Genomic DNA, 21,603 nt, shown 5'->3' with positions numbered 1-21,603 from the left:
ATCTTTATATATAAAAAGGTTACAATTTTACAAGAAATTTGAAAAAATGTTGGTTTTTCTTCAAAAATGCAGAAAAAAGGAGATTTTTGAGGATAAATATAGAGAAGAATAAAAAAAGGAACGAATTTCGTTCCTTTTCACCATTTATATGTGTAAAAATTTCTCTACTTTTTCGTCTGGTAAAATGTTTCCAACGAAGAATGTTCCAAACTCACCATAACGAGCACTTACTTCATCGAAGCGCATTTCATATATAAGTTTTTTAAATTGAAGAACATCGTCAGCGAATAATGTTACGCCCCATTCGAAATCGTCGAATCCAACAGATCCTGAAATCACTTGGCGTACTTTACCTGCATATTGACGTCCAATTTTACTATGACTGTACATCATTTTTTTACGCTCTTCCATAGGAAGCATGTACCAGTTGTCATCACCTTGGCGACGCTTATCCATTGGATAGAAGCAAATATGATTTGCTTTCGGCAATTCAGGATATAAGCGAGCTAAAATTTGCGGGTTTTGGTATGGATCCTCATCAGCTGGAAGATAGTTGCTTAATTCAACAACAGATACGTAAGAATATGCAGGAACCATATATTCAGCTAAAGTTGTTTTATTCAATTCTGTCTCAATTTCATTTAACTCTTCCATTGTTGGACGTAAAATCATAAGCATAATATCAGCTTTTTGGCCAACAACTGTATACATTGCGTGACTACCTTTTTTCGCAGTAGCTACTTCGTTCCATTTTTCAACGACATTTAAAAATTCAGACACTGCTTGTCCGCGTTCGTCGCTAGATAATGTTTTCCATGCAGCCCAATCAATAGAACGTAAATCATGTAAACAATACCAGCCATCTAACGTTGTTGTTGCTTCACTCATTCTATTCACCTCAGTTAATGATAGTTTTACACGTTAACTATAGCATATATAGTTTTAAAATAATCTATATAAAACCTTGGCGCATAAAATTGTCACATTTAAGAGTTTAAGTAAGGTGAATTTCCTGGCTGAATTTTATGAAAATATAATCATTTTTATTTTATCTATTTTTTGGGAGCTATAAGTTTAAAATATAGAAGAAAAGCAGTATTCTTAAAGATAGAGTTTTTTAACATATGTAGGAGGGTTTATTCGTGAGCAACTTATTTACAACAGTAAAAGAAAAAGTTCAAGGAAAAGGCATTTCTATCGTACTTCCTGAAGGAACTGATGAAAGAATTTTAGGCGCTGCAGAGCGTTTAGCAAAAGAAGAGTTAGTAAAACCAATCTTAGTTGGTAATAAGGAAGAAATTAGCGCAAAAGCTGCTAGCATGAATTTAACATTAGCAGGCGTTGATATTTATGACCCAGCTACATATGAAGAAATGGATGCAATGGTAGCATCTTTCGTTGAACGCCGTAAAGGTAAAGCAACTGAAGAAGACGCTCGCAAAATCCTTAAAGACGAAAACTACTTCGGTACAATGCTTGTATACATGGGCAAAGCACACGGTTTAGTAAGTGGTGCAGCTCACTCTACAGCTGATACAGTTCGTCCAGCACTTCAAATCATTAAAACAAAACCAGGCGTTACAAAAACTTCTGGCGTATTCATCATGGTACGTGAAGAAGAGAAATATGTATTCGCTGATTGCGCAATTAACATTGCACCAAACAGCCAAGATTTAGCTGAAATTGGTATCGAGAGTGCAAAAACTGCTGAATTATTCGGTATTGACCCACGCGTTGCTATGTTAAGCTTCTCTACAAAAGGTTCTGCGAAATCTCCAGAAACAGAAAAAGTTGTAGAAGCAACTCGCATTGCAAAAGAAATGGCTCCAGAATTAACTTTAGATGGAGAATTCCAATTCGATGCTGCATTCGTACCATCTGTAGCTGAGAAAAAAGCTCCAGGTTCTACAATTCAAGGTGATGCTAACGTATTCGTATTCCCAAGCTTAGAAGCTGGTAATATCGGTTACAAAATCGCTCAACGTTTAGGTAACTTCGAAGCAGTAGGACCAATCTTACAAGGTTTAAACATGCCTGTAAATGACCTATCTCGTGGATGTAACGAAGAAGAAGTGTACAAGTTAGCTTTAATTACAGCAGCTCAAGCACTTTAATTCTATAATGAATTGAAATAAAGACCGTCGCTATTATAGCGACGGTCTTTATTTTTCTAAGCCAAGTGCTTTATTGTTACGATCAATAATCCGTTGTAAATTCGTCTCATATAAAGGTATTTCATCTATTGTTAATTGAGATGGTGTTAACTTTGGAGCGAATTGCTGCAATGTTTTTAAAAGGCGCATCATTAAATCTTGTACTGTAATGGTTTCGCCAAGTAATTCTGAAAGTGAAGCCATCGTACTCGGTACAATTTCAGGATACGTAAAGCGTGTTTCTTCTCCTTGAATGGCTAGGTTATAGAAATCACGAACGAGTGCGGCACGCTCAGAGCCACTTCCTGTAGCACAAAGATAAATTTGGACAGCGACACCCCCGCGAATACGGCGCTGTGAAATGCCAGCGAATTTTTGATCGCGAATACTTAAGTCATAGCTACCAGGACAGTAAGAACCTACAATTTCTTTTGCCTCGATTGTAACATCATAGTCGTGTAACATCTCCTGAATTAAGTGCCACATCGTATCGTATCCAAGATCAATATCAATCCCTTTTTCCGTCTCTTGGAATAAAAGTGATACGTTTAGAACACCTTCATCAAGTACGACTGCAAGTCCACCGGAATTACGAACGATAACATTGAAGTTGTTTTCTTTTAAAAAGGAAATCCCTTCTTCTAAGTGTGGTAGGCGTGAATCTTGAATGCCAAGAACAATTGTATTGTGATGAACCCAAGAACGCATTGTTGCAGCTGATTGACCATTTCCGATACTTGTACATAACGTGTCATCCATTGCGAATGACTGTAATGCATGGAATGTTGGTCCTAAACTAGACTGATCTACAATACGCCACTCTGGCTGAGATAAAATGGAACGGGAATTGCTCATATAACTAACCCCTTATCTTTAAAATGACAATCTCTATTATACCAAAAAAATGAAGAATGGAGTTTTCTCATATATAAAGGGGAGGTTTAGGTGTGAAAGAATAAAAAGGATGCATTACATGCATCCTTTTTATTCTGCAATTTTTTCTAAATTACCGTTTCGATCCATTCGGAAAGATGTTTGAGAACGTTCTTCGTCATCCATGACTGCCAACTTACGAGCTCGGTTCATAATGTTCATAAGTGTTTCGTAATCTTCTTGTACAGTATGAGATTGCTTTTCTAATTTTTCTAGTTTCTTTTCTAGTTCTTCATTTCGAAGGATTTGTGCTTTAATTTCTTGTTTCAATCTCGTATTCTCGTTTTCAAGAGCTGTTACTTTTATATTTGAGGATCCAACTGTTTGTAAGAAATAAATAACATCTTGCATTGTCATAGAGCTTTTTGCAACAGGAACGGTAGATTCTTGATATGGAATAGCCTCTTTATATTGTACAATTGATTCCTCTTGTACGAATTCTTCATAATCAGTTATCGAATCTGAAGCTGGTGGTGTATAAAGTAAACGTTTTTTCGCTTGCTCACCGCTTGCAGCGCGCATTTTATCTTTACGATGTTTTTTTGCTAGTTGAAGAGCTTGTTCATAGCTATAGCGAACGACAGCATTCCAGCGGAAACCACAGGCAGCGGATGTACGATTTAACTGATCCCCTACTTCCTCAAATGCATTTAATTGCGTACTTCCTTCTCGAACATGACGAAGTACCGTTTCAGCAAGTAATAAATCATCCTCATCTGTCCAAGCATCTTGTCTTACTTTCATAGATTCAACTCCCTTTCTTTTTATGAACTTCCTATTTTTATAATGGGCAAAAAAATAAACTTTTATACAAAGCTTTTAAAAATATGGTAGATTTCGATGAAAGGTAAAAATTTTCCCATGAATGGTGAGCGCTTCTGTAGGAGAGCATATAAATATGTAGCATTATGTAGAGAATAGGCCCTGTAGGGAAACTTGCAACGAGCTTCAAAGAACGGTAAAATACCATTTAGTGTTTATTTTTAAATGTACTTGAGAAAAGTTTAAAATAGAGGAAGTGTTATATAATGGGAAACGAATTTCGCGTGTGCGATGACTGTCAGGCAACGAACGTTAAAACGTTAGTTCCGAAGTTAAAAAAAGTAGATTCATGTGCAACGATTGAAGTTGGATGTCAGTCTTACTGTGGTCCTGGTCGTAAAAAATCATTCGCATTTGTAAATAACCGTCCAGTTGCGGCTCCAACAGAAGATGAGTTAATCGTAAAAATTGAAGCAAAGTTAAATAAGTAAGAAAAAGAAGAGTGAAAAGATTACTCTTCTTTTTTATGCCCATAAGAGGAACGATTTATTCTGCGAAAGTGCTCTTGTGTGGACGAACGTTTTCTAAAGGATGGATATAACTTTTGTATTAAAGTTCTAATTTATATAAATTTGTATTTCAAAATAATGGTTGACAGTCTTTTAAAGCGATAGGTAGAATAGAAGTGTCTGATTCTGAGAATCATTATCAGGAAAATAACAATTCACCTAATTTTTTTATTACTATTTGAGAATAAATTTCATTTTAATAAATATATGTTGTTGGTTAGGATGGTTGAGGGATGGAAGCGAGCGCAAGCAGTATAGAACAGCAAGAAGAGAATGTTAAAGAGATTAAGAGCAGACCGCTTATTGCTTCTATTATTTTAGTAGCGGGTACAGTTTTGTTAGCTTTAAGCATGGCAGTTTCTATTTCTTTTGGGGCTGCAGATATTAGTTTAAAGACTGTATGGCAAGCTGTATTTCAGTTTGATGGATCTATTACACATCATAACGTAATTCAAGAGCTTCGCATGCCTAGAGCAATAGGGGGCGTAGTTGCAGGTGCCTTTTTAGCGGTATCAGGAGCAATTATGCAAGGCATGACGCGAAATCCACTTGCTTCACCATCGTTAATGGGGATTACAGATGGTGCAGTATTTGGAATTGCAATTATGTATGCATTTTTCCCTAATTCACCTTATTTAATGTTTGTTATTGCATCTTTTATTGGAGCTGCGTTTGGTGCAAGCATTGTATATGGAATTGGGTCTTCTTCACCAGGTGGATTAACACCTGTGAAATTAGCTTTAGCAGGTGCAGCTATTAGTGCTTTATTAGGGGCAATTTCATCTGGAATTGCATTGTATTTTAATCTTGCCCAAGAGGTGAGCATGTGGAATGCAGGCGGAGTTGCTGGAGTGAAATGGCAAAGTATTAATATGTTAGTGCCAATTGGCCTTGTTTGTCTTTTTATCGCAATTATGATGTCGAGATATATTACAATTTTGAGCTTCGGTGAAGAAATTGCGATTGGACTTGGTCAAAATACGACATTAATTAAATTTATCGGAACAGTACTTGTTCTTGTTTTAACGGGTTCCGCAGTTTCCATGGCAGGATCAGTTGGATTTGTTGGTCTTGTAATCCCGCATATGACTCGTTTCCTTGTAGGCTCGGACTATAGATGGGTTATTCCATGTTCTGCGGTCTTAGGCGGGCTGTTAATTGAATGTGCAGATATGTTATCTCGCGTTATTAACCCGCCATTTGAAACGCCAATTGGAGCAATTACAGCGCTAATTGGGGTTCCATTCTTCCTCTACTTAGCACGTAATGAAGGGAGAGGAAAGATGTGAGGACGAGTGTCTTAACAAAGAAGAACATTTCTATATTAACGATTTTAGTAGGACTAATCGTTTCTATATTTCTTATTAGTTTAAATACAGGAACTTTTAAAATACCGCCAATGGACGTATTAAAGTCATTGGTTGGAATAGGGCCTGAAGATCAGTCTGTTATTTTATTTGAATTCCGTATGCCGCGTATGGTGATTGCTATACTAGTCGGATCTGCTTTAGCTATGTCAGGAGCGATTTTGCAAGGTTTATCACGAAATCCGCTTGCTGATCCAGGTATTATAGGTATTAATGCTGGAGCGGGATTAACAGTTGTTATATTCGTCTACTTCTTCTTCGGGAAAGTAGGGACTGGTACATTTTTATCTGTATTCATTCTTCCATTCTTCGCACTAGTTGGAGCGATATTAGCAGCGGTAATTATTTATTTACTAGCATGGAAAGACGGCGTTTCATCGACTCGATTAATACTTGTCGGTATTGCCGTTGCAGCTGGATTTGGAGCTGTTAGTTTAATTTTCTCTATGAAAATGACATCTAACGATTTTCGTTTTGCTACGATTTGGCTGGCGGGAAGTCTGTGGGGGACAGATTGGAAATTCGTATTAAGTGTACTTCCATGGATGGTTATCTTCTTACCGCTTGCTATAAGTAAAGCACACATATTAAATGTAATGAACCTAGGCGACTCTACAGCTGTTGGTCTTGGTTTAAATGTAGAAAAGGAAAGACGTAAATTATTATTTATTGCAGTTTGCTTAGCTGGTGCATCTGTCGCTGTTGCCGGAGGAATTGGTTTTATCGGTTTAATGGCTCCGCATTTAGCGAGGCGCCTTGTTGGTGGTAAACATCAAATTATGCTGCCTACTGCTGCACTAATAGGGACGTTTTTACTTTTATTCGCAGACGTAATTTCAAGAAGTGTACTAACAACTTCAGAAATACCAGTCGGTCTTGTTATTTCTGTAATTGGTGCACCGTATTTCATTTATTTACTTATGAGGACAAAATAAAGGGAGGCTTTTCGTATGGCAACTTTAGCGGTGGATGCGGTATCTGTTGGCTATAATGAAGGTTTAATTATTGATAGATTAACAGTTGAAATTCCGGAAGGGAAAATTACAACAATTATTGGACCAAATGGTTGTGGGAAGTCCACATTATTAAAAACGGCGTCTCGTATTTTGAAGGCAAAGCAAGGTACTGTTTATCTTGACGGAAAAGCAATTGAGAAACAGCCAACGAAAGAAATTGCAAAGAAAATGGCGATTTTACCACAAACTGCAGAAGTGCCAACGGGTCTTACTGTATTTGAGCTTGTGTCATATGGAAGATTCCCTCATCAAAAAGGGTTTGGCACGTTGAAAGAAGAGGATTATCGCTACATTAACTGGGCACTTGAAGTGACAGGAATGAAAGAATTTGCGAATCGTCCAGCAGAAGCGCTATCAGGTGGTCAACGTCAACGTGTGTGGATCGCAATGGCCCTTGCACAAGGAACAGAATTACTTGTATTGGATGAACCAACAACGTACTTAGATATGGCTCATCAATTAGAAGTATTAAACTTATTGAAAAAATTAAATGAAGAAGAAGGTAGAACGATCGTTATGGTTATCCATGACTTAAACCACGCTTCTCGTTTCTCAGATCATATGATTGCATTAAAAGCAGGTAAGTTAATGAAACAAGGAACGCCAGATGAAGTTATGACAAGTGAAACACTTCGTAACGTATTTGAGATTGAAGCTCAAATCGTTCCTTGTCCAGTAAACTGTAAGCCAATTTGTTTAACATATGATTTAGCGATGATTAGTAATCAATTGCGTAAAAAAGCATAAGTAGGACCCCCTCGTGAAGAGGGGGACTTCTAATGGACGTTGAGCTTCTTATATAAGAATGGGAAGTTGAACGCCCGTTAGAATGGGTTATTAACAACAGTTAATATATATATATTAATTAATTGTTATCTTTGTTTCTTATAGTTCATTGTAACTTATAAGATAAATACAGCTAGAAGGAGTGGGAACATGAAGAATTTTAAAATGGCACTATTAGCAATGGTATTAGTTGTGACTTCTGTACTATTTGCAGCTTGTTCTAACAAAGAAGAAGAAAAGAAAGCAGATGCAAAGACTGAAGAGCGCACTGTAAAACATGCAAAAGGGGAAATTAAAATTCCTGCAAACCCAAAGAAAATTGCTGACCTTAGTGGTTCAACAGAAGAATTATTAATTTTCGGTATGAAACCGGTTATTACTGCTAATACATCTCAAGAAAAAATTGATGCACATATTGAAAAGAAACTAAAAGACGTTAAACCAGTTGGTTCTGCTTGGGGAGATAAAATTAACATCGAAGCAGTAGCTGCTGCAAAACCAGATTTAATTCTTGTAAATAATCGTCAAGAAAAGATTTATGATCAATTATCTAAAATTGCACCAACAGTTATGTTAAATACTCCATTAGATCAATGGCGTCCAAAATTCGAAGAAGTAGGCCAAATCTTCGGTAAAGAAAAAGAAACAAAAGAATGGTTTAAAAAGTATGATGAAAAAGCAAGCAAATTGCATGACAAAATTGTCGCTAAAACTGGTGAAGCAACATTCATGAAAATGGCTGCATATCCAAATGCTTTCCGCGTATACGGTGACTATGGTTACGGTAGTGTAATCTTTAATGATTTAAAACTACCAGCAGTTAAAGGTACACCAACTGATAAACCGTTAGTACAAGTACAAAAAGAAGCTTTAATCGATTACAACCCAGATTACTTATTCGTATTTACAACTGGTGACGGTTCTCAGCGCTTAAAAGAATTCAAAGAAGAATCAATTTGGAAAAACATGAACGCTGTTAAAAACAACCACGTATTTACAATTAAAAATGAGGACTTAAACAAAGGTTACTTCCCACTAGGTAAAGATATGATCTTAGACGAAGTTGCTGAATTCGTTTTAGGTAAATAATGTATAAAGGAAATCACTTTTACTTCGGTAAAGGTGATTTTTTCTTTTTATAAAGGGAATTAATACAGTCTTTCATTTCTTTCTGTTTCTCATTTCGTTTATAATATAAAGTAAGAATGTAGTAAAGAAAGGGGGATGTCGGAAAGTGGTATATTTAAACGACAAACTCAGCGAAACAAAAGTGTTTAAAGACCCAGTACATAAATATGTGCACGTGCGTGATCGTGTTATTTGGGATTTAATCGGAACGAAAGAATTTCAACGCTTGCGCCGTATTAAGCAGCTTGGAACGACATTTTTTACATTTCACGGTGCAGAGCATAGTCGCTTTACTCATTCGTTAGGTGTATACGAAATTATTCGTCGTATGATTGATGATGTGTTTGATGGCAGACCAAATTGGAATGCTGAAGATAGATTGTTATGTTTATGTGCGGCATTACTTCATGATGTCGGCCACGGCCCATTTTCTCACTCGTTTGAAAAAGTATTTTCATTAGATCATGAGAAATTTACGCAAAAGATTATCGTTGGCAATACGGAGATTAATGATGTATTAAGTCGTGTTGATAAGGAGTTTCCACAAAAGGTAGCAGATGTAATTGCAAAAACGTCTACTAATAAATTAGCGATTAGTATGATTTCGAGTCAAATTGATGCGGATCGTATGGATTATTTATTAAGAGATGCTTATTTTACAGGTGTAAAGTACGGAAACTTCGATATGGAACGTATACTGCGTGTAATGCGTCCGTATGGGAATCAAGTAGTCATTAAAAATAGTGGTATGCATGCTGTTGAGCATTACATTATGAGTCGTTATCAAATGTATTGGCAAGTATATTTCCACCCGGTAACGCGAAGTGCAGAAGTTATTTTAACGAAGATTTTACACCGTGCGAAATCACTGCACGAGAAGTATTACACATTTAAAAATCATCCTGTTCATTTCTATTCTTTATTTGAAGAAGAAGTAACAGTAGAGGATTATTTAAAGTTAGACGAGAACGTTATGTATTACTACTTCCAAGTATGGCAGGAAGAAGAAGATTCAATTTTAAGCGATTTATGTCGCCGTTTTATGAATCGAAATCTATTTAAATATGTAGAGTTTACAGATAAACACGGTTTAGATAATTGGATGGAATTAAGTAGTTTATTTAAAAAGATTGGACTTGATCCGGAGTATTATTTAGTAGTGGATTCAACATCAGACTTACCGTATGACTTTTATCGTGCAGGAGAAGAAGAAGAGCGTCTGCCGATCCTACTTCTTATGCCAAACGGAGAGCTTAGAGAGCTTTCACGTGAATCGGATATTGTTGAGGCGATTACAGGTAAGAAAAGAACGGATCAAAAGCTATTCTATCCACATGATTTAATCTATGAAGATGGAAGAAAAGGAAAATATAAAGAGAGAATTATTGAGTTGTTAGAAGGAAAGAAATAAGAAGCAGCTAATGGCTGCTTCTTATGAAAAAACTTGAAATTATTTGTCGCTTAAGCGTTTTCCGCCAACTGCATAATGGTTTTTAGACATTTCTTCGATGAAAACAACGATGTTTTCTTCAGGAGCACCAGTTGTTTCGCTTACTGCTGCTGTTACTTTCTCAGCAAGAGCTTTCTTTTGTTCTTCTGTGCGTCCTTCTAGCATTTTCACTGTTACGTATGGCATGTACAATCGCTCCTTTTATGTAAGTTACACTCTTATTATAGCGGATTATGGGGAAGAACAATCGAAAAAACAAATAATTTCTTTTTTGGACATATTGAAGAGGAGTTGGAGTATGGATCAGTTATTTAGATATCCATTGCACGAAATTCCGTTAGTAGCAATGGCGATTATTATTGCACTATCCGTTCATGAATTTGCACATGCATATGTTGCATATAAATTTGGGGACGATACAGCAAAGAGACAAGGGCGTTTAACTTTATCACCGATGGCCCATTTAGATCCTATCGGTTTGATTGCAGTATTAATTCTTGGTTTTGGTTGGGCAAGACCAGTTCCTGTTAACCCATATAACTTTAAAAGACCGCGTCTTGCAGGCATATTAGTTTCAATTGCAGGGCCGATTAGTAACTTAATTTTAAGTGCAATTGGTTTAATTATTTGGTATAGCTTATTAAAATTTGGTGTATTATACTCAATTCCATCTGCAGTAGCAGATACGTTAGCACAATTTTTCCAGATTTTTATTATGCTGAATATCGTTTTACTTGTATTTAACTTATTACCGATTCCACCACTTGATGGGTATCGCGTAGTGGAAGATTTAGCACCAGCAAATATTCGCGCGAAAATGACACAGTATGAAAAATACGGGGCAATTGCGTTATTAATTCTCGTTATTACACCGCTTAGTAATTACACAATTCAACCTATTTTTCAGGTAGTTATTCCGCATGTATTTGTATTTTTAGATAGCATCATTGCGCCTATTTTTGGCCTTTTATAATTTTTAAGTGAGGAGGATTTTACATATGACAGAGAAAAAGAAAAAAATCGGTTTTAATATCGTGAAAAATGATTCAACAGATGGACATGGTGGATTTGGTGTTGGGGCATTAAGCTTAGAAAACATTTCACCTGTATTTGTTGATGTACTAGAGAAGACTGCATTCGTTGATATCGGTGCGATGCATGCGCGTAGTACAGTAGAAAAAGGTATTAAGTTTTTAACAAATAAAGATGAAGTTCCAAACGGAAAACCATTTTGGCTTGTTTGGGTAACAATTGAAAGAACTGCGACAGGTGCGTATTACGCAGGTGTAACAGCTTGTGAAATGACAGTTGACCGTGAGATTCGCCGCGGATATAAATCACTTCCAGAACACGTAAACAAAATGGATAAATCAATGAAGCGTCACATTATGGTTGACCATATGGATGAATCATCTAAAAAAGTACTTGGTACGTTCTTAAAAGAACATAATGAAGCGATTTGGAACGAATCTAGTGAAGAATTGCGCCGTGCATTATTAAGTGAATAAAAATAGCTGACGGATGCCCGTCAGCTATTTTTTTTACCAAGGAAGATATTTTTTCCACCAACTTATTTTTTTCTTTTCTTCAGTCGTTTTTTCAAATTCTTCTTTATCATCGACGTGATCCATACAATATTCAGTCGGTTCGGTACCTTTAGCGAAATACATTTTCACAGAAATAGGGCAATTTTTTGTAGCAATTTTACCGTTCTCTGGATTGATATTAACCGCTACGACGTCACTTGGTTGTTTAAATTCTTTTTTAGGCTGTCCATCTAAGCCTTTCTCCATCGTATCAGTCCATATTTTCTTCGCATATCCTTGTTCTGCTACGTTTGAAATAGATTTAGGTTGATCGTATCCGACCCATACACCAGTTACGATTTGCGGAGTAAATCCGATCATCCAACTATCTGTTTCAGTAGAACCAGATTTGCCGGCATATGTTCTTGATAGTTTGGATAACATCGATTGACCAGTTACAGCAGCATAACTGCTTAGTTTCTTATTAAACATACCAGTCATCATTTCTTCCATTACAAACGCTTTGCTCTTGTCGAGAACTTGTTTACTCTCTAAATGAGCATCGTATAATATATTTCCTTCATGATCCATAATGCGGCGAATGAAAGTAGGTTTTACTTCTTTTCCACCGTTTGCGAACATGCTATAAGCGTTGACCATTTCAATTGGTTTTACTGGTGATGTACCGAGAGCTAGAGAAGGCACATCTTTTAATGCACTTTTAATTCCAAATTGTTTCGCTGTTTTTGCAAGCGCGTCATCTCCTAAAAATAAATTCGTTTTCACAGCATATATGTTATCAGAGACTGCGAGAGCTTGTGCCATCGTTACGAAATCATCGGCATAATAATCTTTATAGTTCTTCGGTTTATACTTTGAAACACCGTCACCTAAGGTGAATACAGTATATTCGCTTTTTAAGCGCGTAGCAGGCGTGAATCCTCGTTCTAATGCCGCATAATATAGAAATGGCTTAAATGTAGAACCAGGCTGACGGATGGCTTGTGTAGCCCTGTTAAATTGACTCGTAGTATAATCAGTTCCGCCAACAAGAGCAGCCACTTCACCTGTCGTTGGATTCATAGAGACGAGAGCAGTTTGTATGTTTGTTGTGTCAGGTATATGATCTTTTACAGCTTGTTCTGCTACAGCTTGTAGTTTAGGGTCTAGCGTTGTATAAATTCGCAAGCCACCTCGTTGTAAAGCTTGTTCGTCTAATCCAACATCACGAAGAAGCGAAGCTTGTACAGCATCTTGGAAATATGGTGCGACCTCTGCTACTTTTTTCGTATCTAATGAGGCAAAAGTTAGTGGCTCTTTCTTCGCTAAGGCTGCTTGTTGCTTCGTAATATATCCTTGTTCTACCATTTCATCTAATATGAGAGCTTGTCGCCCTTTAGCACGATCCTCTTTCAAAAAGGGAGAATAGACACTTGGCCCTTTTGGGATACCTGCGAGCATACTAGCTTCTGCTAATGTTAACTCTTTTGCTGTTTTATCGAAATATAGACGGGACGCAGCTTCGATGCCATAAGCGCCATGTCCGTAATAAATTGTATTTAAATATCCTTCTAAAATATGATTTTTATTATAGTTTACTTCAAGGCGGACAGTGTACATTGCCTCTAATAATTTCCGTTTCCACGTTTTATCATGATCTAAATACAGATTACGCGCGTATTGTTGTGTAATTGTACTAGCTCCTTGTACCTTTGCCATCGCTTTTAAATCAGCAACAATTGCACCTGCAATCCGTTTTACATCGAAGCCGTGATGTTTATAAAATCTTTGATCTTCAATAGAAAGGGTCGCTTCTTTTACATAAGGTGAAATTTCATTAAGAGAGACATTGTAACGTTTTTGAATTTCGTTACTTTGTCCAATAACAGTATCATCGTTTGCGTAAAAGACGCTTGTTTGCGGGACCGCAACAGGAGGAGGTCCCATAATTTTTGCAACTATAATAATAACAAAAAAAGAAAAAACGAAGAAAAGGACGCAAGAAAACATTGCGGTGAAGAAAAGACGTTTATATTTTTTAAGTTTTGGATTCATAGTTTGATCCATCTTTTTTCAGCCCCTCATTAATACAAGCGTTATTGTATTAGTATTGAGGGTTTTCGTTTATTTTAAACAATGAAATTTCGAAAATAAAAAAGCCCCTTCCATTAAGAAAGGAGCTCAAAGGCACGTGCTGGCCAATCGGTAATGATGACATCTACACCATAATCAATCATAGTTTGTAAATCTTTGTATTCGTTAATTGTATACGGACGGAAAACATATCCTTGCTCTTGTGCTAACTGTACAAATTCTTTCGTTAATAGCTGGAAGTTTGGATGTAACCCACTTGCTTCTCGACGTTTTGCTTCGGCAATTGGATCAGCAATCGGTGTATCATATAAAATTGCTCTTGGAATTTCAGGAGCAATTTCTGCTAATAATGAAACAGAGTCATGGTTAAATGATGAAAATACAATTTGATTTGAAAGATGATATTCACGCACAAGTGCAACGACTTTTTCCTCAATATTTGAGTAGTGAATAACATCTGTTTTTAATTCGATATTTAGTTGTAAGTTCGTTGTGGAAAGCCAAATGAAAACCTCGCGCAACGTTGGAATTTTTGCTTCTTGGAAAGAAGGGGCTTTATGGCTACCAGCGTCCAATGATTGTAATTCCTCTACCGTTTTTTCAGCAACAAGTCCAACGCCATTTGTTGTACGATCGACGGTTTCATCGTGAATTACGACAAGTTCACCATCTTTTGATAGGTGGACATCGAGTTCAATTCCGTGAGCGCCGATGCGTTCAGCTTCTTGGAAGGCAATCATCGTATTTTCGGGATGTGTTCCTTTTACTCCGCGGTGAGCAAAAATAAGTGGTTTACTCATGTGAAAATCTCCTTATTATCTCTTTTCTTTCATTATGAAACTGCTTTAGGGAAAATACAATTGAATATGACAAACATTTACAAAAGTCTAACAGTTGCATAAAAGTTAACGTTAACGTAAAATGTAATAATTGAGTGAAGGGAGGAATAAACATGTATAAAATTGATGAAGTAACAAAGCAAGTCGGTTTAACAAAACGTACACTTCGTTATTATGAGGAAATTGGTTTAATTCATCCCCCAGAACGTAGTGAGGGGAATATTCGTCTGTATACGGATGAGGATATTGCCAGAATTAAAAGAATTGTAGAAGCGAAAGAAGTGCTAGGAATCACACTTCAAGAAATGCAACATTTCTTATCACTAAAAGAAAGAATGGAGCAAAGAAGAAATAGCGAGAACCCTCGTGATCGTGAAGTGATTCAAGAGATTAAAGATATGCTTGAAAAACAAGTGCAAACGTTAGACGAAAAAATGGAGCAAATGCAACGTGTAAAGGCAGAACTTGAAGATAGTTTACATCGTGCAGTAACATTTTTAGAGAGCACAAAAGGAGAGTAATCAAAATGGAGAGCAAACAAAAACTAGGGAGATTGATTACAGTGTTAGCTACCTTTCTTGCCTTTTCGGGTATAGGGGTAGTTGACCCAATCTTGCCGATTATTGCTGAGAAAATTGGTGCAACGCATTGGCAAGTTGAAATGTTATTTACCGCTTATATTTTAACAATGGCAATCATGATGTTACCAGCTGGTATATTTGCATCGAGATTTGGTGATAAACGAATGATGACAATAGGTCTTGCGATTGTGACTGTATTTGCGTTTATATGCGGTATATCGCAAACGATTGCTCAATTATCTCTTTTCCGTGCTGGATGGGGATTAGGAAATGCGATGTTTTTTGCGACAGCAATGACACTGTTAATAGCATTAAGTAAAGAAGTTCATGAAGCAGTAGGATTATACGAAGCAGCTATCGGCTTAGGTATGGCTGGGGGGCCGTTATTGGGTGGAATACTAGGTGGACATTCTTGGCGTTATCCGTTTTTCGCGACGAGTATTTTAATTTTCTTAGCATTTATTTTAGTATTCTTTTTTGTAAAAGAACCAGAGCGAAAAGCGAAGCGTAAGGCTGCTGGCGTAGGGGAATTATTTAACCTGGTGAAGTATAAACCATTTATGCAAGGTGCCATTTCAGGGATGCTATACTACTACGGATTTTTTGTCGTGTTAGCATATTCACCACTTATTATGCATTTATCAGCTATTCAATTAGGCTTTGTATTTTGCGGATGGGGACTCGCGTTAGCTTACGGTTCTGCAATTTTAGCACATAAGCTAGAAGGGAAATATGAACCAAAAACATTATTGAAGGGGAGTTTACTCGTATTTGCGATTTTCTTAATTGCACTATTCTTTGTGAAAATTATGTGGTTACAAATTACTCTTATCGTTTTATCAGGATTGGCATCTGGCTTAAACAATGCATTATATACAAGTTATGTAATGGATATTTCACCTTATGAAAGATCTGTTACGTCAGGTGTTTATAACTTTGTTCGTTGGTTAGGTGGTGCGATTGCTCCAATTTTATCAGGAGTTATCGGGCACACAGTTTCACCACAAAGCCCATTTTTAGTTGGGGGAATTGTTGTGTTAGTTGGTTGTATTATGATCCTAATTCCAATTCGTAAACCAGTAGAACTAGAGACGAAAACCCTTTCTTAAGAAAGGGTTTTCTTTATACACATATGTTAGAACCCTCTGACTAAAATATATTTTCGGTATTTTTGTACTTTTAACTATACATTTTGGATGTTTTGTTTTATTTTTGTTAGGGGACATTAATGATGTCCCTATTATAAATTTGCATTGAAAGGCGTGATTGTACGATGGAACTATGGTTCACTGAAAAACAAACAAAACATTTTGGGATTACGGCGCGTATTAACCGCACATTACATACGGAGCAAACAGAATTCCAGAAACTTGATATGGTTGAAACGGAAGAGTTCGGAAACATGCTTATTTTAGACGGCATGGTTATGACAACAGAAAAGGACGAGTTCGTTTATCACGAAATGGTAGCGCACGTACCTTTATTTACACATCCAAACCCTGAGAACGTATTAGTTGTTGGCGGCGGCGATGGCGGTGTTATTCGCGAAGTGTTAAAACACCCAAGTGTAAAGAAAGCAACTCTTGTTGAAATCGATGGAAAAGTAATTGAGTACTCTAAACAATACTTACCATCAATTGCAGGCGCATTAGATAATGAGCGTGTAGAAGTAAAAGTAGGAGACGGTTTCCTACACATCGCAGAAAGCGAAAATGAATACGACGTAATTATGGTAGATTCTACCGAGCCAGTAGGCCCAGCAGTAAACTTATTTACGAAAGGTTTCTACGCTGGAATCTCTAAAGCGTTAAAAGAAGATGGTATTTTCGTTGCACAAACGGACAACCCTTGGTTCACACCAGAACTAATTACAACTGTGTTTAAAGACGTAAAAGAGATTTTCCCAATTACTCGTTTATACACAGCGAACATCCCAACTTACCCAAGTGGTCTTTGGACGTTCACAATTGGATCTAAAAAACATGATCCATTAGAAGTAAGTGAAGAGCGTTTCCACGAAATCGAAACGAAATACTACACAAAAGAATTACACAATGCAGCATTCGCATTACCGAAATTTGTTAGCGATTTAATTAAGTAAGAAATCGAGTTTGAACAAATAAAGTGTAGGTAGCTCATTTAAGGTGTTTGTCCAGAAGACTTGAACATGCTAGCTACTTACACTCCTGTAAAGAAAATCGTCTTCTTATTGTTAAAAAAGAAGACACCGGTAAATCGAGAAAGAGGAGCAGTTCGCTCCAAATTTGAGAAATAATGAAAGGTTGGGATACCTTAAGTTCCACATAAGGAGGAAAAGAATATGCGTTTTGATGAAGCTTATTCAGGTAAAGTATTTATTAAAAGTCATCCAAGTTTTGAAGAGTCAAAGGTAGTTATTTACGGGATGCCTATGGATTGGACAGTAAGTTACCGTCCAGGTTCTCGCTTTGGTCCTGCACGTATTCGTGAAGTATCAATCGGTCTTGAAGAATATAGCCCATATTTAGATCGTGAATTAGAAGAGGTAAAATATTTTGATGCGGGTGATATCCCATTACCATTCGGAAACGCACAACGCAGTTTAGACATGATTGAAGAGTATGTATCAAAACTTTTAGATGCCGATAAGTTTCCACTAGGTCTCGGCGGTGAGCACCTAGTGTCTTGGCCAATTTTTAAGGCAATGGCAAAAAAATATCCGGATTTAGCAATCATTCACATGGATGCTCATACTGATTTACGTGAATCGTATGAAGGGGAGCCTTTATCCCACTCTACACCAATTCGTAAAGTGTGTGATTTAATTGGTCCGGAAAACGTATATTCTTTTGGGATTCGTTCTGGAATGAAGGAAGAATTTGAATGGGCGAAAGAAGTAGGTATGAACTTATATAAATTTGACGTATTAGAACCGTTAAAAGAAGTATTACCGAAACTCGCTGGACGCCCAGTCTATGTCACAATCGACATTGATGTATTAGACCCAGCTCACGCTCCAGGAACAGGAACGTTAGAAGCTGGCGGTATCACATCTAAAGAATTATTAGATTCCATCGTAGCAATTGCAAATTCAAATATAAATGTAGTTGGAGCAGACTTAGTAGAAGTAGCTCCGGTCTACGACCATAGTGATCAAACACCAGTCGCAGCAAGCAAATTCGTGCGGGAAATGCTGCTCGGTTGGGTGAAGTAAAAGTGAAGCCGACTGTTTAGACCCGGTGACTAAGGTTCTTTCCTGCAAAAGGTGCTTTTTGCCTCGAAGGAAGAAGCGGAGCCACCGATTATTCTAGCTGCTGTAGCTGGATAAAATAGAGGCCTCTATATAAATAGGGGGCTCTTATTTTTGCCATTATGTGTCGGTAAGTCGATATATTAAAAAAATCGTCAATATAATCTTATTTACCATGGCAAGACATGAAAAAAAGAGTTATTCTCAAAAGGTGAGAATAACTCTTTTTCTTATGCAACTTTCTCTTCCGAATTAACGCCGCGAATTTCATCAGCAGAGCGGATCGGATATTTGCGGAACACAATAGATCCGATGTATCCGACAATAGTGGTAACGATTCCACATAGTACAGCAGCAATTGTTACTTTTATAACGTCATTAAATCCGAATAGGACGAGAAGACCTGGAATTGGTGATGCTGTTCCTGGTGCATTATTAACAAGCTGGAATAGCGATGTAATAATACCGGCAAGTGCACCGCCAACGAAATTTGTCATATAAATTGGAATTGGATTTGCTGAGACAACATCGGCTTGTGTTAAAGGCTCGATTGCTACAGCAATTGTATCTTTCTTTGAACAAATTTTTAATCGTTTAAAGAAAATAAAGTTCATCGGGGCTGAAGCTGCTACGGCAAGACTACCAATTGCCATTGGTAAACCTGTTAATCCAAGCATTGCCGTTAGTGCCATAGAACTCAGTGGAGAGGTAGAAATAACTGTTATTAATCCACCAAGCATAATACCCATAATGATAGGACTCTCTGTAGTTGCAACTGAAATCATAGAACCGATTTTACCAAGTGTTGCGTTAACGAGCGGATCCATAAGCATTGCCATTCCACGTGAGATTGGTGCAGCGATGAATAGGATTGCTAAAAATTCCACACCAGCTGGTAATTTCTTTTCGAGAAATTTCACGACGAAGGCACAAACGTATCCAGCGAAAAATCCTGGTAAAATACCGAATCCACTAGTAGCGATACCAATTAAAACAGCGTATACGGGGGAAACACCGATTGCTAATGCGACTAAAATCGCTGCTGCGACACCGCTCATACTACCAGAAGCTTCTCCTACTGATTGTAAAAAGTCATTATGAAACATTTCTCCACCTATATAACGGTGAAATGCTTCAATAAGAAAACTTGCGATTGCTGCATTAGCTAAAGCACCCATCGCCTTCATTCCGTAAGGTGCACGGTAACTGAAAAGTGTAAATAGACAAAGTACAACAAGTAATAGTGCTAAACCTTGCAAGATAGCCATTTGAAAACTGTCTCCTTTGATTTTTGTAATAAAGTGAAACTTTAATCAGTGGGTGTTTTGTCCCTTCCCACTGATTATTAGTTGAACCAATCGGGCATTTACGGGCAGTTGTTTCCCACCGACTTTTCCCGTATTCACCGCATTTGGGGGTGGGAGTCTTACTGCCCGTTAATGCGGGATAAAAATTCGTATCATTCAATAATAATATAAAAGTGTATGAAACGGAAAAAATTTTTCTTGGGAACTTGCTGTAAGAAAAAATCCCTTACAATAATGTAAGGAATGTGTAAGACTTTTCGATAGAGTATAGTATACCCTTTTCCGTATAATACAGGTATAGACATAACATTAGTGAGAAAGAAGTGTAAAACAGGAGGCGCATGTATGAAATTGGTCATTAAAGTTTTAGCTGTATTCGCCATTATTTTAGGGGGAACAGCGTATTATTTGAATACAAAAACAGAAGGTGTACATGCTTTTGTAGACAACTTCTTTTCAAATAAAGAAATACAAGATTATTATGCGGTTGTAGATAAAGGTGAGAAAAAAGACGGTGAGTATTTGTATACATTTAAAGGGTATACAGAGGACGGAAATCAACAAATTATTAAAAGAATGGTAAATCGTGAATTGCATGCAGGTGCTTTTATAAAAATTTATGCAAAAGGTATGCAAGGAAAAGGATGGGCTGAAATAACGAAAGAGTCAATCCCGCAAAAAGCGTTGCAAAAAATAGAAAAACCATAAAAGGAGCGACTCATTCGCTCCTTTTTTAGTACGTTAAAATAGTGATAGATGTCTTTTCTTTGTTAGAAATAATTTTTGCACGTCCACCAATTGGGAAAGTGAAAATCGGGGTTGTATGCCCGAAACTTGCGTTTGCAATGATAGGAATATTTGCAAGTTCAGGTTTTGAAGAAATCATTTCTTGAATGCCCGCTATCGTACATTCTGCTTCTTTTTGCATTCTTCCTATTACAATACCTTTTATATGTTCAAAATTAGGTTGCTGCATAAGGGAATGCAGATAGCGATCAAAAGTTTTAAGTGTCGATTTTCCTGTTAAGCTGTCTTCTTCAAGGAATAAAACTTTGCCCTTTAAGTTTGGCATATATGGTGTGCCTTGTAGTAAATTAAGTGTGCTCATATTACCACCGATAATATCTCCTGTTGCTTCCCCCTCTTGAATCGGAACATACCCTTCATTTTTAATAAATTCTCGATTTTCCTGATCTATATACCAAGAATCATCGCTCCACGTTTCAGCCGGAATGATTTCAATAGGCTCATTAATGGTTAAGCATTGTAAAAAATAATCAGCCGTGTAATGGAGTCCTTTTTCCATTCCAAATGAAGAGAAGTGTGGACCCGAATATGTAACAAGACCTGTTTTTGCGTAAATTGCATTATTTAAGGCAGTAATATCAGAATAACCACAGAAAAATTTCGGGTTTTCACGAATTAAATCATAATCGAGATGTTTCAATAAACTATTTGAGTTGTATCCGCCAAGTGTCGTCAAAATAGCTTTTACATTAGGGTCTCCAAATGCTTCATGGAGGTCTTGAATGCGGGAAGAAATAGAAGAGGAAGCAAATCGATCTATCTCATCAGCATATTTTGAGAATGTCACTTGAAAGCCCATGTCAGTTAATCTTTTTATAGCAAGTTTTCTATTTTCATTTGAAACAATACTTAAACTACAAGATGGTGAAATCACTCGTATTTCATCACCCTTTTTTAGCTTTGTTGGTATCACTGAATTCACCTCTGTAATTAAAAGAATATTTAGATTTAAAAAATATTTTATCATATGAAATAAAGTAGAAGGGAATTATTTTTTGAAATGGAGTTTTCCTGATTTTTCAGCAGACAGACAGAGTCTTTTTTTGATATGATAGG

22 protein-coding genes are annotated in these 21,603 nt (G+C 36.9%); 14 read left to right on the top strand and 8 right to left on the bottom strand.

Going from position 1 to position 21,603, the window contains the following annotated elements; all coding sequences use genetic code 11:
• Positions 1-144: 144 nt before the first annotated feature.
• Positions 145-888 (bottom strand): hydrogen peroxide-dependent heme synthase, encoded by a 744-nt coding sequence (gene hemQ, locus MHI26_RS27700; protein WP_001287595.1) that lies wholly within the window; start codon positions 886-888, stop codon positions 145-147.
• 254 nt (positions 889-1,142) lie between these two features.
• Between hemQ and pta the strand changes: the two genes are divergently transcribed.
• A complete protein-coding gene (gene pta, locus MHI26_RS27695; RefSeq protein WP_000067216.1) occupies positions 1,143-2,114 on the top strand; it encodes a phosphate acetyltransferase in 972 nt (323 codons plus the stop codon).
• 48 nt (positions 2,115-2,162) lie between these two features.
• Here the strand turns inward: pta and MHI26_RS27690 are convergent, their stop codons facing one another.
• Together MHI26_RS27690 and MHI26_RS27685 are read right to left on the bottom strand one after the other, a co-directional pair.
• A complete protein-coding gene (locus tag MHI26_RS27690) occupies positions 2,163-3,008 on the bottom strand; it encodes a lipoate--protein ligase family protein (protein ID WP_000071955.1) in 846 nt (281 codons plus the stop codon).
• Positions 3,009-3,137: 129 nt separating this feature from the next.
• Complete coding sequence (locus MHI26_RS27685) at positions 3,138-3,830, bottom strand: RsfA family transcriptional regulator (RefSeq protein ID WP_000868355.1); 693 nt, start codon at positions 3,828-3,830, stop codon at positions 3,138-3,140.
• Positions 3,831-4,114: 284 nt separating this feature from the next.
• Between MHI26_RS27685 and MHI26_RS27680 the strand changes: the two genes are divergently transcribed.
• From MHI26_RS27680 to MHI26_RS27655, 6 genes are all read left to right on the top strand, one after another.
• Positions 4,115-4,339: a DUF1450 domain-containing protein gene (locus MHI26_RS27680; RefSeq protein WP_000526079.1), complete on the top strand. Its 225-nt coding sequence runs from the start codon at positions 4,115-4,117 to the stop codon at positions 4,337-4,339.
• 311 nt (positions 4,340-4,650) lie between these two features.
• A complete protein-coding gene (locus MHI26_RS27675) occupies positions 4,651-5,706 on the top strand; it encodes a FecCD family ABC transporter permease (RefSeq protein WP_000388296.1) in 1,056 nt (351 codons plus the stop codon).
• Positions 5,703-6,719: a FecCD family ABC transporter permease gene (locus MHI26_RS27670; RefSeq protein WP_061667919.1), complete on the top strand. Its 1,017-nt coding sequence runs from the start codon at positions 5,703-5,705 to the stop codon at positions 6,717-6,719. The genes MHI26_RS27675 and MHI26_RS27670 overlap by 4 nt, the downstream gene beginning before the upstream one ends.
• Positions 6,720-6,734: 15 nt before the next feature.
• Complete coding sequence (locus tag MHI26_RS27665) at positions 6,735-7,547, top strand: ABC transporter ATP-binding protein (RefSeq protein WP_061667918.1); 813 nt, start codon at positions 6,735-6,737, stop codon at positions 7,545-7,547.
• Between the two features lie 189 nt (positions 7,548-7,736).
• The gene (locus MHI26_RS27660) at positions 7,737-8,675 is read left to right on the top strand and encodes an ABC transporter substrate-binding protein (protein WP_061667917.1); all 939 of its coding nucleotides are present in this window, start codon (positions 7,737-7,739) and stop codon (positions 8,673-8,675) included.
• Between the two features lie 145 nt (positions 8,676-8,820).
• Positions 8,821-10,125: an HD domain-containing protein gene (locus MHI26_RS27655; protein ID WP_061667916.1), complete on the top strand. Its 1,305-nt coding sequence runs from the start codon at positions 8,821-8,823 to the stop codon at positions 10,123-10,125.
• A gap of 39 nt (positions 10,126-10,164) precedes the next feature.
• On the opposite strand, the gene MHI26_RS27650 is transcribed toward MHI26_RS27655, so the two are convergent.
• Positions 10,165-10,350 (bottom strand): 2-hydroxymuconate tautomerase, encoded by a 186-nt coding sequence (locus tag MHI26_RS27650; RefSeq protein ID WP_001147171.1) that lies wholly within the window; start codon positions 10,348-10,350, stop codon positions 10,165-10,167.
• Between the two features lie 112 nt (positions 10,351-10,462).
• On the opposite strand from MHI26_RS27650, the gene MHI26_RS27645 reads away from it, so the two are divergent.
• Positions 10,463-11,137, top strand: coding sequence for a site-2 protease family protein (locus tag MHI26_RS27645; RefSeq protein ID WP_000372445.1), 675 nt, complete (start codon positions 10,463-10,465; stop codon positions 11,135-11,137).
• Positions 11,138-11,162: 25 nt separating this feature from the next.
• Positions 11,163-11,672, top strand: a complete 510-nt coding sequence (locus tag MHI26_RS27640) for a YwhD family protein (protein WP_000136683.1) — start codon at positions 11,163-11,165, stop codon at positions 11,670-11,672.
• 33 nt (positions 11,673-11,705) lie between these two features.
• Here the strand turns inward: MHI26_RS27640 and MHI26_RS27635 are convergent, their stop codons facing one another.
• Positions 11,706-13,757 (bottom strand): transglycosylase domain-containing protein, encoded by a 2,052-nt coding sequence (locus MHI26_RS27635; protein WP_000372961.1) that lies wholly within the window; start codon positions 13,755-13,757, stop codon positions 11,706-11,708.
• 101 nt (positions 13,758-13,858) lie between these two features.
• Positions 13,859-14,584, bottom strand: coding sequence for a glycerophosphodiester phosphodiesterase (locus MHI26_RS27630; RefSeq protein ID WP_061667915.1), 726 nt, complete (start codon positions 14,582-14,584; stop codon positions 13,859-13,861).
• A gap of 152 nt (positions 14,585-14,736) precedes the next feature.
• On the opposite strand from MHI26_RS27630, the gene MHI26_RS27625 reads away from it, so the two are divergent.
• The 4 genes from MHI26_RS27625 (at position 14,737) to speB (ending at position 18,397) form a co-directional block, all read left to right on the top strand.
• Positions 14,737-15,144, top strand: coding sequence for a MerR family transcriptional regulator (locus MHI26_RS27625; protein ID WP_000276560.1), 408 nt, complete (start codon positions 14,737-14,739; stop codon positions 15,142-15,144).
• A gap of 5 nt (positions 15,145-15,149) precedes the next feature.
• Positions 15,150-16,313 (top strand): MFS transporter, encoded by a 1,164-nt coding sequence (locus MHI26_RS27620; protein WP_061667914.1) that lies wholly within the window; start codon positions 15,150-15,152, stop codon positions 16,311-16,313.
• Positions 16,314-16,477: 164 nt separating this feature from the next.
• Positions 16,478-17,305 (top strand): polyamine aminopropyltransferase, encoded by an 828-nt coding sequence (speE, locus tag MHI26_RS27615; protein ID WP_000424697.1) that lies wholly within the window; start codon positions 16,478-16,480, stop codon positions 17,303-17,305.
• A gap of 219 nt (positions 17,306-17,524) precedes the next feature.
• Positions 17,525-18,397, top strand: coding sequence for an agmatinase (gene speB / locus MHI26_RS27610; protein ID WP_001209831.1), 873 nt, complete (start codon positions 17,525-17,527; stop codon positions 18,395-18,397).
• A gap of 266 nt (positions 18,398-18,663) precedes the next feature.
• On the opposite strand, the gene MHI26_RS27605 is transcribed toward speB, so the two are convergent.
• A complete protein-coding gene (locus MHI26_RS27605) occupies positions 18,664-19,701 on the bottom strand; it encodes a PTS sugar transporter subunit IIC (RefSeq protein WP_000996327.1) in 1,038 nt (345 codons plus the stop codon).
• A gap of 384 nt (positions 19,702-20,085) precedes the next feature.
• On the opposite strand from MHI26_RS27605, the gene MHI26_RS27600 reads away from it, so the two are divergent.
• Positions 20,086-20,448, top strand: coding sequence for a YxeA family protein (locus tag MHI26_RS27600; protein ID WP_000779933.1), 363 nt, complete (start codon positions 20,086-20,088; stop codon positions 20,446-20,448).
• A 25-nt stretch (positions 20,449-20,473) separates the two neighbouring features.
• Here the strand turns inward: MHI26_RS27600 and MHI26_RS27595 are convergent, their stop codons facing one another.
• Positions 20,474-21,460 (bottom strand): S66 family peptidase, encoded by a 987-nt coding sequence (locus MHI26_RS27595; protein ID WP_061667913.1) that lies wholly within the window; start codon positions 21,458-21,460, stop codon positions 20,474-20,476.
• Between the last annotated feature and the right edge of the window lie 143 nt (positions 21,461-21,603).

Source organism: Bacillus sp. FSL K6-1218 (genome assembly GCF_038006445.1).
Lineage (GTDB): Bacteria > Bacillota > Bacilli > Bacillales > Bacillaceae_G > Bacillus_A > Bacillus_A thuringiensis_S.
Note: the sequence above shows the minus strand (reverse complement) of the source record. Positions and strands in the feature narration are given on the sequence as shown.

Bases quoted from the DNA above. Each gene is read 5' to 3' on its own strand.
- MHI26_RS27660 (WP_061667917.1), top strand. From the start codon at position 7,737: ATGAAGAATTTTAAAATGGCACTATTAGCAATGGTATTAGTTGTGACT.
- speB (WP_001209831.1), top strand. From the start codon at position 17,525: ATGCGTTTTGATGAAGCTTATTCAGGTAAAGTATTTATTAAAAGTCAT.
- MHI26_RS27630 (WP_061667915.1), bottom strand. From the start codon at position 14,584: ATGAGTAAACCACTTATTTTTGCTCACCGCGGAGTAAAAGGAACACAT.
- MHI26_RS27650 (WP_001147171.1), bottom strand. From the start codon at position 10,350: ATGCCATACGTAACAGTGAAAATGCTAGAAGGACGCACAGAAGAACAA.
- hemQ (WP_001287595.1), bottom strand. From the start codon at position 888: ATGAGTGAAGCAACAACAACGTTAGATGGCTGGTATTGTTTACATGAT.
- MHI26_RS27665 (WP_061667918.1), top strand. From the start codon at position 6,735: ATGGCAACTTTAGCGGTGGATGCGGTATCTGTTGGCTATAATGAAGGT.
- MHI26_RS27640 (WP_000136683.1), top strand. From the start codon at position 11,163: ATGACAGAGAAAAAGAAAAAAATCGGTTTTAATATCGTGAAAAATGAT.
- MHI26_RS27685 (WP_000868355.1), bottom strand. From the start codon at position 3,830: ATGAAAGTAAGACAAGATGCTTGGACAGATGAGGATGATTTATTACTT.
- MHI26_RS27645 (WP_000372445.1), top strand. From the start codon at position 10,463: ATGGATCAGTTATTTAGATATCCATTGCACGAAATTCCGTTAGTAGCA.
- MHI26_RS27690 (WP_000071955.1), bottom strand. From the start codon at position 3,008: ATGAGCAATTCCCGTTCCATTTTATCTCAGCCAGAGTGGCGTATTGTA.
- MHI26_RS27680 (WP_000526079.1), top strand. From the start codon at position 4,115: ATGGGAAACGAATTTCGCGTGTGCGATGACTGTCAGGCAACGAACGTT.
- MHI26_RS27625 (WP_000276560.1), top strand. From the start codon at position 14,737: ATGTATAAAATTGATGAAGTAACAAAGCAAGTCGGTTTAACAAAACGT.
- MHI26_RS27605 (WP_000996327.1), bottom strand. From the start codon at position 19,701: ATGGCTATCTTGCAAGGTTTAGCACTATTACTTGTTGTACTTTGTCTA.
- speE (WP_000424697.1), top strand. From the start codon at position 16,478: ATGGAACTATGGTTCACTGAAAAACAAACAAAACATTTTGGGATTACG.
- MHI26_RS27675 (WP_000388296.1), top strand. From the start codon at position 4,651: ATGGAAGCGAGCGCAAGCAGTATAGAACAGCAAGAAGAGAATGTTAAA.
- MHI26_RS27635 (WP_000372961.1), bottom strand. From the start codon at position 13,757: ATGGATCAAACTATGAATCCAAAACTTAAAAAATATAAACGTCTTTTC.
- MHI26_RS27600 (WP_000779933.1), top strand. From the start codon at position 20,086: ATGAAATTGGTCATTAAAGTTTTAGCTGTATTCGCCATTATTTTAGGG.
- MHI26_RS27620 (WP_061667914.1), top strand. From the start codon at position 15,150: ATGGAGAGCAAACAAAAACTAGGGAGATTGATTACAGTGTTAGCTACC.